Genomic DNA, 12965 nt, shown 5'->3' with positions numbered 1-12965 from the left:
AGTGATTTAAATTAAAGATTAGATGTCAAATATATTAAAGATAACTGGGTTAGAAAAGACTTATACCAGCGGTAACAAACAATTAACGGTATTACACGACATTTCGTTTGCTGTCGAACAAGGCCAAATATTTTCGATCGTTGGACCTTCTGGAAGCGGAAAAACCACCTTATTGGGGTTATGTGCAGGATTAGATCAGGCCAACGGCGGTACAGTGGAATTATGCGGACAAGATTTAGCGACGTTGAATGAAGATGAACGCGCGCAATTACGAAACAAAAACGTCGGTTTTATCTTTCAGAATTTTCAGCTTTTACCAACCTTAACGGCTTTGGAAAATGTGAGTGTCCCTTTGGAATTGCAAGGCGATAAAAAGGCTACTCAAGTGAGTTTAGACTTGCTAGAGAAAGTCGGTTTAGGAAGTCGAGTACATCATTATCCGTCGCAGTTGTCTGGTGGCGAACAGCAACGTGTCGCTTTAGCACGTGCCTTTGCCAATAAACCAGCGATATTATTTGCTGATGAACCTACGGGGAATTTAGACGAAGAAACCGGAGAAAAAGTCATCCAGTTGCTTTTCGAATTGAATGCCGAACACGGCACTACGTTAGTGATTATTACTCACGATTTGGAGTTGGCCAACCGTACCCAACACATCTTAAAACTTAAAGGTGGAAAAATTATTACGAACCAACCCACTACTGCGCTTTGATAGATTCTAATACCTCAAAAAACATACAACTGTCATGGCTTTTTAAAATGGCTTGGCGAGATGCCAAAGCGAGTAAAGTCCGTTTACTATTATTTATGGCCTCGATTATATTGGGAATTGCTGCGGTGGTTTCCATTCAATTATTCAGTTCTAATTTACAAGATAATTTAAAGAGCCAATCTAAAACTTTAATGGGTGCCGATTTTATAATCGACTCCAAACAAGAACCAACCGCTCGGGCACAAGCCATTATCGATTCGTTACAACCGCAGGCTTCCGAAGTGAATTTTGTGTCCATGATTGCCTTCCCTAAAAGTGGCGGGACCAAATTGGTTAAAGTTCAGGGGATTGCAGGAGATTTTCCGTTTTATGGCGAAATCGATGCCGAACCTGCTTCTGCATCAAGCACTTATCAGTCTTCAGGTGGTGTGTTGGTTGATGCCACACTCATGATACAATTCAATGTAAAAACAGGCGATTCCATTAAAATCGGGGAACTGACATTACCCATTGTAGGGGCTTTAAAATCGATGCCGGGGAACTCGGGCATTTCCAGTTCTGTGGCACCTCCGGTGATTATGCCACAGGATTTAGTAGACGCTACCAAGTTGCTACAGTTTGGAAGTCGGAAAGAGTATCAGTATTATTACAAGGTATCGGACACCGTTAATTTAAAACGTTTAGAAGACCGTATAGAACCTTTATTAGATTTAGAAAATGCCGATTTAGATACGCATACCGGAACCTCTAGACGTTTAGGAAAGCGTTACGAAAATGTGGGGAATTTCTTAAATCTGGCCGCCTTTATCGCCTTGTTATTGGGATGTATTGGGATTGCAAGTTCGGTACATATTTACATTAAAGAGAAGCTTAAAGCCATTGCCGTTTTAAAATGTATGGGCGCGTCTAGACTGCAAAGTTTTCTTATTTTCCTCATTCAAATAGGAGGTATCGGGATTCTTGGTGGTGCTATAGGCGCCTTAATAGGTGTGGGACTACAGTTGGTATTCCCGTATTTATTACAAGACTTTTTACCCTTTACATTAGAGATTTCCATTTCGGCAGTGCCTATTTTAATCGGGATCTTACTCGGCTTGTTTATGTCAGTATTATTTGCACTCTTACCTTTATTACGCACCTGGTTTGTGTCGCCTTTAGATGTGTTACGGGTGAGTGAAGATGGTGCACAAGAGCCATTATGGGTACGTCTTTCTGTATTCACCGCCATTTTAGTCTTTTTGTTTTTATTCTCGTTTTGGCTGATAAAAGATGCGTTGTATGCGCTCTCTTTTGTAGGCGCGACCATGTTAACTTTTGCCTTATTAGCAGGTGTTGCCATCGGATTTACACGTTTAATCAAGCGCTATTTCCCAAAACACTGGAGTTTTACAGCCCGACAAAGTGTTCTGAATTTATTCCGACCTAACAATCAGACCGTCGTGTTGGTAATTGCTATTGGATTAGGAACATTTTTAATTAGTACCCTATATTTTACCAAAGATATTTTATTGACAAAAACCGAAGTCGGCGCCCAGTCCGATAGTGCCAATATTATCATTTTAGATGTGCAACCAGACCAGCGTGTGGCCATTTCGGAACGTATTACCGCCAAAGATTTACGTGTGCTTAGTGACATCCCGTTAGTGACCATGCGCATGCAACAGATTAATGGACAATTGGTAAACGACATCCGCCAAGACAGCACACGCCTAGTGCGCGGTTGGGTACTTAACCACGAATTTAGAACCACCTATCGCGATACCCTAATCGACTCTGAAACTATAATTGAAGGGGAGTGGACGCCGAGATTAGAAGCCGGCGAACCAGTAGTGATTTCCATTTCCGACAACCTCGCCAACGATGCCAATTTAAAGGTAGGCGATCCCGTAGTTTTTAATGTACAAGGCGTGCTTATTGAAACTACGGTGGGAAGTATCCGTCAGGTCGATTGGTCTCAAGTGCAACTAAACTTTACCGTGGTTTTTCCTGCTGGTGTGTTAGAAGACGCGCCACAATTTAATGTATTAACCACCTTGGTAGCCGACGAAAGCAGTTCGGCCGCCTTACAGCAAGATTTGGTGAGCCGTTTCCCGAATGTCTCTATTATCGATTTACGACAAATATTTACGGTGGTCGAAGACATCTTAGAAAAGGTCTCTTGGGTAATTAGTTTTATGGCGTTCTTTAGTATGTTCACGGGGATTATTGTATTAATCGGATCTATACGCACCAGTAAATACCAGCGCATTAAAGAAAACGTATTATTACGAACGCTAGGCGCTAAGAATACCCAAATCTTAAAAATAACCGCCTTAGAATATCTCTTTTTAGGACTTTTAGGAAGTGTGGTTGGTTTACTCTTGGCTTTATTAAGCAGTTTATGTTTGGCATTGTTAGTGTTTAAAGAACCTTTTGTACCCTCCATTATTCCGTTTATAATCTTACTTCCCGGCATTACGCTGTTGGTTTTGGTTATAGGCTTAAGCAACATCCGTACGGTACTAAAAAGCTCGCCATTAGAAGTGCTTCGGAAAGAAGTCTAAGGCGTAACGATATTTCCCAAGATAGGCTGACATTAAGGATAATATATAACCGGTTATAATTCAGGTTCTAGAGTGTATTACATTACTCTGGAACCTGTGTTATATATATGATTTTCTAGTTTTTTTTCAGAAGTTTTTAAATGCTTATTTGTCAATAAGTTCTAATAAGTTCGATAGAGAAACATTATTCTAATGGGTTATCTTTGAGGCATGTAAACGATATCTAGGAAGCGTAAGATTATAATTTATGTTTGTTGTGATATAAAATGTTTCCTGAAATGGAATATTTTTCGAAGTAAACTGGTATAGTGCCAATTTAAATAAAATTGATGCTAAACATTATTTAATTAAAAAATCAATCGTTCATATAATTGTCGGGCGTAATTTGAGAAAAATCGTATCAGAATGATAAAGCATCATAATTATTATAAAGTTCACTTACCGAACAAACAGTATAGCGGAGAAAGTGTAGACGAATTAGCTGAAATTTTGATGGAAGAAGCTCACTTGGCTTCTAATGGAAAATGGACTAAAAACTATACTGCCAAAAACCCAAAAACAGACCAATTTGAAATAAGCCTTTATCCATCTATTCTCTACGCTACGAATAAACTAGACTATTCGGAAAATGAAAAGTTCCAAACAATTAATAATTTTTTAGATAATCAATTTGTTGATTTTTTAGAAAGATTTAACCCTTTATATAAATGCACAAGTTTCATTGAATATCATCTTAACTATTTCAAAGGAGACAAAACGGAATTTTGCAAACACATTAAATACCAAATTTTATTTGTAGTCCAAAAACGAAAGAAATTAAAAAAGAAGGACTTTGACTATGAAAGCTTGGAGCAAATTTTAATCGATTGGGTAAATGAGAAAATGATAATTAAGGAAGAAAAAAAGAGCATATTAAATGCAGAAACCGTAATCATAAATAATAAGAGTAAAATAAAAAAACAATCGATTGGAAATCAAAAAGAGCTTAAAGAATCGAATTGGAATAAAGCCAATGTAATAATAACTTTGATAGTCGGAATTGTTACAGTAATCGGAATAGTTTGGGGGATAATGAGTTAAAAAAACTACGCCCCACTAGATATAATAGCAATTACGGCGGATTCGACTACGTCTGAATCCACACGGATTTGCTAAAGTTTGTGCCAAACCGAAAATTAACGAATATTAACCGGTAACTGACGGTTATAAGTGACCGTTTGTTAAAGAACCCGATTTTCATTAAGCTAGAGGGCGCTATTTTAAAGACTTTTTATGAACAAAATTTTATCATTAGCCGAGATTTCAAAAAAACTAGTAACTTTACATTTAGATATCTAAATCAGAAATGAAAGAAAAAATAGTAATAGAAAATTTTGGTGGATTAAAAAAACTGGACTTTGAATTAAAAAGTATCAATATTATAATAGGACCTCAAGCTTCAGGAAAAAGCATTAGCGTTAAACTAATGTACTTTTTTAAAAATTTTGTATCTGAAATTCTCAAATCTATAGAAAACAATGAAACAAAACGAGAGTTAGATTCCAGACAAAAAGAAACATTTATTACATATTTCCCAAAAGAAGCTTGGCCCAAAGATAGCTTCAAAGTAAAATATTTCATAAACGAAAGTTGGATAATAATTGAAAGAAAATCAACGAAATCCTTAACTTTTAGTTATTCTGATGATTTCAAAAAATTATTATCAAAAGGAAGAAAAATTTTTAATGATGAACAGAAAAGGATTGAAAATGAACCTAGAGTTTCTTCTTTTAAACTTAATAGAAATATAAGACAAAGATTTAATGAATGTGCTAAGGAGATTTCTAATATTTCTACATACAATCAATTTTTTGTACCAGCAGGAAGAAGTTTCTTTGCTAATATTCAAACTAGTATATTTTCTTTTCTAAGTAATAATAAATCATTAGACCCATTCTTAATTGAATTTGGTTCATTTTATGAAAGTTTTAAGAGATTTGCATTTAACCACAATGATGAAGATTCTTCTAAAGAAGATAAAAAATTCAATAAGAATTTTGATAAGCTTATCAATGAAATAATGAATGGCTCATTTAAAAGAGAAAAAGAGAAAGATTATATAATCCATAATGATTCTAGAAAAGTAAATTTATCAAACGCATCATCTGGGCAACAAGAAACCTTACCTTTAGTTCTAGTACTAAAAACATTAAGCAATTTTACATTCGCTAATAATGGTGCAACTTTATATATTGAGGAACCAGAAGCTCACCTTTTCCCAACTGCACAAAAAAAAATAATTCAACTACTAGCAAGGGCATTTAATAGTAAAAATGGTAATTTTCAAATAATAGTTACTACTCATAGCCCTTATATATTATCATCATTCAATAATCTTCTTGAAGCTGGAAAAATAATAAGAGATGAACCAGACAAGAAATACAAAGTAAGTGAGGTAATTCCTGAACTTGAAATACTTAACCCTAATGATTTAATTGCATACTCTGTATTTAATGGTCAAAAGAAAATTCTTATTGATGATGAAACAAACTTAATTTCTCAAAATATTTTGGATTCTGTTTCAGATGATTTAGCTATCGATTTTGGAAAACTATTAGATATTGAATTTTAATTATGAAGGATTCATGCTGTGATATCAATAATAATAAATTAGTAGTTTTTGAAGAAACACGTAGTAGGTTAGTAATTGAAAATATTGATAAAGTTGAAGCTATAAAAGTGACAGTAGATGGCTGTGAAATTACTAAAGGAATTAGATGTGATTTTATGTACATTATTAAGGATACAGAAATATATATAGAATTAAAAGGACAAGATATTAAACACGCTATTGAGCAATTAGAAGCTACAATTAAAAAACTAAGTAGTAATCCTAAAACTAAAAAAAAGAAATCATTTGTCATTTGTACTAGAAGCCCTTTATCATCTGCTTCAATTCAAAATGTTAGAGTTAAATTCAGGAAAAATTACAATTCGGATTTTATAGTTAAAAGTTCACCTCATAAACATAAAGAATAAAACGACACACAACAACGTACTATAATAACAACCAACTATAACACCTTTTTTTTATTACCAACATAAGTCTAATTATATCGTCATATAACCTCACACTGTATATAAATAGCAAGCAATTGTAAATCAGACACATAAGATAGAAAAATGTGCAACTGCCTGGAAAGCATAAGTGATTATGGTTTATATTTGTTTTGATATAATAGGTTCTAGCACATTTAACCAAACCATCTTTAAAAAAGAACGTCTTATATAAAAACTAAATGTATGAAATATAGAATTTTAATTATATCCCTTATATTTCTTGGAATAATTTCCTGCAGCAATGATGATTGTACTGACACAATTTTAAAAACTACAAGTCTCGAAAATGAATACGGTTGTATAAATACAAAATATCAAATGGATATAGGTTTGTCTGAAAATCATATGATTATTAGGAATCAACTTGATTTTACTGAATTGGTATCAGGAAGTTGTCAGCCTACTATTGATTTTTCTATTTATGATTTAATTATTGGAAAGAAAGGACTTGGGAATGGGAATAGCTCTATTGATTATACATTAGTTGAAAATTGTGAGACTGGAACACAAAATTTAATCGTTACGTTCTATCAAAAGGATACAACTGAAGCTCCTAATTTGACATATCACGCTCTGATTCCAAAACTTGAAAATGAACAAGAATTGAGTGTTGAAATAATAATAAATTAAAAACGTGCTACAAAAATGCCTGTGTTAATACGCTAAGTAAAGTGCTTACCTTCTCAACTACATACGCGCAACCGTAGGCCTTATTTATGCGCATCCATGACCTGGCTTAGTCACCAACTCTATAAAACGCACATAAATCACGTGACGGGCATGCCAAAATCATGCTGTAAATTGCGTAATATAAACACCCAATTTGTCTAGGGTAATACCTTGAACAGGAAGAGTATAACAGCAGTATAAAAATGTTGAAATCCTTAAAGTATAAGTGCTTATAGCTTATATTTGTTTTAAATCTATTGCTATTTTAGGTTTTTGATTACTGATACACATAAGATGTTGGAACGCGATTTCTTAGGTTAGCTATCAAAACGAAATTGCATATAAATAGACTTTAAATATGAAAAAAGTAATTATGCTCTTAATCATTATACTTCCAATGATTGCCTGCTCGGAAGAGACCGATTGTTGTGTTAACGCAGACATTTCTCTGGATATTACATACCTAAATGCAGACGGTCTTAACCTATTTGAAATAGAGCAGGGGTATAATGCATCGGATATTACGGTTTACCATAAAATAAACGGAGAATGGGAAGTCTATTATAAAAGCAATTTAGATGCTCCAAAAGGAATTACCGTTGTCGATGGAGCCCACGGGACGTATTTGTCGCTTTCACCAAGCACCACCTTAGACCAAAACAAGCAGTCTGAAACTAAAATTCAATTTTCAGCATCGGATTCCGATATCATTAAAACCGAAATAGACCAAAGTCATTCCAATACCAGTATAACTAAAGTATGGTATAACGATGTGCTAGTATGGGAAACCCACGACGCTAAAAGCATGATTGAAATAATAAAATAAAACAGTTTATGCGCCATATAATGAAGTGCAACGCATAAAGTATAAAAATATGTCTTAGATTAGTGAATAATCATGGAGTCTGTGCACCTTTGTAACAGCTCTTTGTTAAGCATATCTATTTACAAGCGCATAAAACGAAACAGTAATAGGGTAGCCACTTTAGGCTCAAAAAATAATACACCCAAAAATATGAATGAAATAACGCCTCCACAAAACCAAAGCACAGAGCAACACGGACAAACATTTATAGTCAACCAAAATCAATCTAACGGAACGGCCATAGCGGGATTTGTGATCGCTTTACTTGGTCTGTTTTTAGGGTGGATTCCTATTTTTGGTTGGTTTATTTGGATAATTGGGTTTATTTTATCCTTTGTGGGCATGTTTAAAAATCCAAAAGGATTTGCCATTGCAGGACTTGTAATCTCGTTTTTAGGTTTTATTTTAATGATTTTCCTTTTCGCAGGATTAGTTGTTTAGGGAGTTTAGCGTAAATATTCGGCTCAGCAGTAGAAACTATAAAACGGAGTTAAAAATACTAACGTGTACTACAGAAACAGGACGTCCCTGCGTACTACCAATTTACAATACATTACATTTTCTGAAGTATAGCGCTAATAGCGTTTTTAATGCGTTGCATGCCTTCAGGCTGATTGATATCGATTTCACAGAACAGGGTGTCGGTAGATTTTGCTTGAAGCACCATATAATAAATTGCGGCAACCAGTATGGCAGATACGGCGCGTATGTCTTTGCCCTCATACTCTTTATCGGCCAAGGCGAAGACTTTAGAGCCTAAACGCTCACGTTCTTCGCAAGCTTCGTACATAATCTGAGACTTTTCGCTAATTTCCCAAAGTATTATTTTTTGCATTTCGGCATTATTGTAGAAATACTCTAACTGATTTTGGAGTATCTCATCAATCATTTGTTTGGTATCTCTTTGTGGATTGTCCGCAATCATGTCCGCGACCTTCCCAGAAGCGGTAGTCCAATAATCTTTCTGTCTTACATAAGTCTCTACCAAATCTTCAACCGACTCGAAATACGTACTAATTAACCTACGACTTAAACCTGCAGCTCTTGCAATATTGGTAGCCGTTAATCCGGTGTATCCTTTGGTTTTAAGTACTTTCCCTACAGCCTGAATAAGCTTCTGTTTAGAGCGCTCTTTGTTATTGCTTTCGCCTTGGTATTTTTTTCTTGTCATGGTAAACGTATTCGATAAATAAAACGTAAAAATATGTATTAATTACTAAATATAAGGTTGCAGGATGAAGTGTAATAATAAAAAGACATATAATTATCCCAACAACGGGAAAAAAGTTATATTTGTGATTATCAACTAAAAAAAACGCAAAAGACACACTATGAAACACACCATATATCTATTGGCATGTCTAATATTAAGTTCAGTTGTAGTTTCATGTGCGTCTGATGACGATATGGATTATAAATCTGATTTTGAAACTAGTAAAACCGCATGGAATGATTTTAAAGCAGCGTCCAATAACTCGTATATCTACGTGACTTATGGCGGATCTGTATTTACATCTTATGGTTGGGAGACCACTATTACCGTATCGGACGGGATTATTATACAACGTGATTTTAAATTTACGGCAGGGGCAGAGGAGCATATTCCCTTAGTCGACTTAGAGTGGACCGAACATGAAAACGAAATTAATAGTCCAGAACACGACTATACTAGTGCTACTGTGGCCAGAACTTTAGACGAAGTCTATAATATCTCTGAACACGATTGGTTACTAAAAAGAACGGATGCTACTTCGTATTTTGAGGCCGAAAACCAGGGATTAATCTCTACGTCTGGTTATGTTAAGAAATCATGTCAAGACGATTGTTTTGTGGGGATCACTATTAAAAGCATAGAAGCGTTGTAAAAACGTAGGGTTAAGAGGTAAAATAAATACTATGAAACTACACACTTTATTAATTGGTTTATGCTTATGCCTCGCAGTGATATCTTGTAGCTCCGACGAGACCATCACCATGGAACAAGAAAACAGTTTAAAAGCGTACGAATTAATGTCTTTAGAATGGAAATTAGACACCAACAACGGACAAACCATAATAGAAGAAAAGCTTCCTGAGTTCTATTTTAGAAATGATTCAGACACTATCATGCAAGTTGTTATAAATCCGTTAGAAAATCTTTTAGGTAATTCCAAATTTGTTTTTAATGATTCTTTGAGGTTTGCTCAACTTAATTACCCAGAAATACAGGTCTTTATTCCAGACGAATTAAGCCTATTATCGGAAACCTACGGTACTTTATACGGGGGTACAGAAGTCCCTTTCAATCAAGAACCATCGGTGTTTCCTTTTTCCTATAATTCTACGAGTACCTATGCGCTAAATGGAAAAAGTATTTTAACTTCTAATTATACGGTTTTTTTCAAACAAAATACAGCAACCATCTTGGCTATTTTTAGAGAAACCACTACTGGAGAACGTTTAGAATTGGATGGCACCTGGACAGGTGTCTTTTTTAATAATATAAAAGTCGAAACTATAGCTAATGCTATAGATGTTTTAGACTGACACATTCGTAATTTAACGATGATAAATTAAAGGTACACTGAGAAACGAAATACAATTTGTCAGTAAGAAAATAGCGGATTTTAAAACAATAGCTTACACGTTCAAGAGATTGATGTTGTAAGCTTTTTTTGTGCTATATTCTATGAATTTGTCCATATAAGCGTCATAAGCTAGTATTGTATCCGTTAACATGCCATGAAAAGGATGATTAACAGTACTATTTTCAACTCTACATCTATAGTTTGAGTTGTTGATTAGACATGAAATTAATAATTGTATTGACCTACTTTTATAAAAAACCTAAAACTAATCTGTATTTAACCTGTATTGTAGAATATAAGGGCTACCTTAAAAAAAAGCAATAGATAAGGAAGATCGTAACGATTTAAGTAAGCAAATTGTACTGGCAACTACAAAAATTCGAGAAGAATGTCCAGAATTGATAAAATTTATGGGAGAAGTACCAATAAGTTTTCAATCTACTGACGAAAAAGGAGTAAACAATAAAGAGCTAAAAGATTATTTAAAGACATTAAACGATTTATTAGAATCTTACGAAAAAGAACATTAAAAAATACATACTATGACAATCCAAATAAATAGAATTAAAGGACAAAGAAGCGCAAAAAATAACACTAATTTTTTACCGCTAAAATCACCCAATCCTTACAAAGATTAGAATCGCATATAAACAGTATAAGTATGCATTTAAAAGACTTCGATAAAAAAAATAACAGATTTAATAACATCTCGTGTTTTTTTAATGGGAGACTAGAACACATGCAACTAATTCCAATTACGAATCAAGTAAACAGTCGACATACGGGTGGAAAAAGAGCTTTAGATCAGGTAAATCGTCTATAATAAATATGGGTAGTAACTTTAATTATTAAATCTTAAGATCATGAAAACAAATAGCAATTTAGGAATATGGATGGATCATTCAGTCGCAAATCTGATTGATATAAATTCGAAACACAAAGATCAATCTATTGTATCGCAATTTACTTCAGAAACCAAAGTAAACGCTTTAAACCGCAGTGAAAGTCTTATGCACAATAAAAGACAGCAAATGCAAGAGAAGTATTATGACAGAATTGGGGCTCAGATTTTAAAATATAAACACGTCCTATTATTCGGACCTACAAACGCAAAAGTAGAACTGCACAATCACTTGAATAAGGATTCACATTTTAAAAATATTGAAATCAATATGGAATCCTCAGAAAACATTACCGATAATGAACAACTCGCTTTTGTTAAAAATCATTTTGAAAACGTTTAAAATTCTTAAATCAATCTAGGAGGGATAGCATTGTACCAAATAGATTGAACTGACAAACAGCTCACAACATTATAAATTATAACTGTTTATTTATTGACCTGGTTTTGGGACAGCTATGTGAGTTGCTCTTGTTGGTGTAAAGTATTAACTTGTACAAGTTTCAATGCTATGAATACCGCTCATCTTAAGCCATAGGTTTAACAATTATTAAATTTTAATACGTACTTTATAAATGTTTATAAAGTCTCTACACGCTGTATTTTATTCTTTGTACGACTAGTCTTATCACAATAAACTATCTAATTTTTATGTCGCCTCTAAAATATTGTATATCAACTATAAACAGTATTTAAAAATTGTTTATTTTAGTGCTTTACCAATGCGAAGTACTGGTGTATGGCATCTAATTCTTATCGTTTTATGCACTAGGGATAGATACTTTTTAATCTTCAAATCGTTGGTATGTATTTAAAATACCATGTTATGAAAAATCTCATACTCTTGTTGTGTCTTACTGTTTTTACCATGAGTTGTAAGAATAAAGGCATAGTGTATAACGACCCCATTCCGGAACACGACAGTTTAACCATAAGTTCGAAGATTGTAAACGAAGACCGTGTTATTACTATCTGGACACCCCCAAACTACGATAATTCGACAGACCGTTTTCCGGTACTTTATATGCCGGACGGTGGCATAAAAGAAGATTTTCCGCATATAGCAAATACGCTTTCCAAGCTTATAAGTGAAGAAAAAATACCGCCGTATATTTTAGTGGGCATTGAAAATACAGAGCGTAGAAGAGATCTTACTGGTCCGACAGAAGTAGAATACGATCTTACCATAGTACCTCATCCAGGAGGCTCTAATAATTTTAGAGGATTCATAAAACATGAGCTTTTTACTGAAATCAATAACAGATATCGCACCACAGATAAAAGGGCGATCATTGGAGAATCTGTCGCAGGACTATTTGTTATGGAAACCTTTCTTTTGGATAATGATATGTTCGACTATTATATGGCCGTAGATCCATCGCTGTGGTATAACGAACAATATCTGGTAAAGCATTTTGAAACACTAGCCAAAGCAGATTACGGACAACAAAAGAAACTTTGGTTTGCTGGTTCTGATGCTGAAGACATTTCTACACATACTAGAACCCTAAATGAAAATTAAAGCAATTAGATCTAGGATTAATATGGACATACGCCGATGAACCCGAAGAACAACATAGTACGATTTTTAGAGCGACAAAAGAAAAAG

The 12965-nt window shown here is 34.2% G+C and carries 13 protein-coding genes; 12 read left to right on the top strand and 1 reads right to left on the bottom strand.

The genetic code is table 11. The features are described from left to right. The first annotated feature begins 22 nt into the window (after positions 1 to 22). The 8 genes from ACKC83_RS14335 to ACKC83_RS14300 all read left to right on the top strand — a co-directional run bounded on the left by ACKC83_RS14335 (position 23) and on the right by ACKC83_RS14300 (position 8329). The gene (locus tag ACKC83_RS14335) at positions 23 to 712 is read left to right on the top strand and encodes an ABC transporter ATP-binding protein (RefSeq protein ID WP_434036045.1); all 690 of its coding nucleotides are present in this window, start codon (positions 23 to 25) and stop codon (positions 710 to 712) included. 47 nt (positions 713 to 759) lie between these two features. After that, positions 760 to 3255 (top strand): ABC transporter permease, encoded by a 2496-nt coding sequence (locus ACKC83_RS14330; RefSeq protein ID WP_434037788.1) that lies wholly within the window; start codon positions 760 to 762, stop codon positions 3253 to 3255. A gap of 405 nt (positions 3256 to 3660) precedes the next feature. Beyond that, the gene (locus ACKC83_RS14325) at positions 3661 to 4335 is read left to right on the top strand and encodes a hypothetical protein (protein ID WP_434036044.1); all 675 of its coding nucleotides are present in this window, start codon (positions 3661 to 3663) and stop codon (positions 4333 to 4335) included. Between the two features lie 265 nt (positions 4336 to 4600). Then, entirely contained in the window at positions 4601 to 5866 is a 1266-nt protein-coding gene (locus ACKC83_RS14320; RefSeq protein WP_434036043.1) for an AAA family ATPase, read from the top strand. Between the two features lie 2 nt (positions 5867 to 5868). Further along, complete coding sequence (locus ACKC83_RS14315) at positions 5869 to 6273, top strand: hypothetical protein (RefSeq protein WP_434036042.1); 405 nt, start codon at positions 5869 to 5871, stop codon at positions 6271 to 6273. 264 nt (positions 6274 to 6537) lie between these two features. Further along, on the top strand, positions 6538 to 6984 hold the full coding sequence (locus ACKC83_RS14310; protein ID WP_434036041.1) for a hypothetical protein: 447 nt from the start codon (positions 6538 to 6540) through the stop codon (positions 6982 to 6984). A 397-nt stretch (positions 6985 to 7381) separates the two neighbouring features. Then, on the top strand, positions 7382 to 7849 hold the full coding sequence (locus tag ACKC83_RS14305) for a hypothetical protein (RefSeq protein ID WP_434036040.1): 468 nt from the start codon (positions 7382 to 7384) through the stop codon (positions 7847 to 7849). Positions 7850 to 8038: 189 nt separating this feature from the next. Beyond that, entirely contained in the window at positions 8039 to 8329 is a 291-nt protein-coding gene (locus ACKC83_RS14300; RefSeq protein WP_434036039.1) for a hypothetical protein, read from the top strand. Positions 8330 to 8441: 112 nt separating this feature from the next. Here the strand turns inward: ACKC83_RS14300 and ACKC83_RS14295 are convergent, their stop codons facing one another. After that, a complete protein-coding gene (locus ACKC83_RS14295; RefSeq protein WP_434036038.1) occupies positions 8442 to 9059 on the bottom strand; it encodes a TetR/AcrR family transcriptional regulator in 618 nt (205 codons plus the stop codon). A gap of 160 nt (positions 9060 to 9219) precedes the next feature. On the opposite strand from ACKC83_RS14295, the gene ACKC83_RS14290 reads away from it, so the two are divergent. From ACKC83_RS14290 to ACKC83_RS14275, 4 genes are all read left to right on the top strand, one after another. Continuing rightward, entirely contained in the window at positions 9220 to 9753 is a 534-nt protein-coding gene (locus ACKC83_RS14290; protein WP_434036037.1) for a hypothetical protein, read from the top strand. A 31-nt stretch (positions 9754 to 9784) separates the two neighbouring features. Next, on the top strand, positions 9785 to 10414 hold the full coding sequence (locus ACKC83_RS14285) for a hypothetical protein (protein ID WP_434036036.1): 630 nt from the start codon (positions 9785 to 9787) through the stop codon (positions 10412 to 10414). Positions 10415 to 11318: 904 nt separating this feature from the next. Next, positions 11319 to 11699, top strand: a complete 381-nt coding sequence (locus ACKC83_RS14280) for a hypothetical protein (RefSeq protein WP_414034510.1) — start codon at positions 11319 to 11321, stop codon at positions 11697 to 11699. 483 nt (positions 11700 to 12182) lie between these two features. Further along, positions 12183 to 12878, top strand: a complete 696-nt coding sequence (locus ACKC83_RS14275) for an alpha/beta hydrolase (RefSeq protein ID WP_434036035.1) — start codon at positions 12183 to 12185, stop codon at positions 12876 to 12878. Positions 12879 to 12965: the final 87 nt, after the last annotated feature.

The sequence above is a fragment of the Formosa bonchosmolovskayae genome (genome assembly GCF_051016085.1).
GTDB lineage: Bacteria > Bacteroidota > Bacteroidia > Flavobacteriales > Flavobacteriaceae > Formosa.
This window is presented reverse-complemented; position numbering and strand designations above follow the sequence as displayed.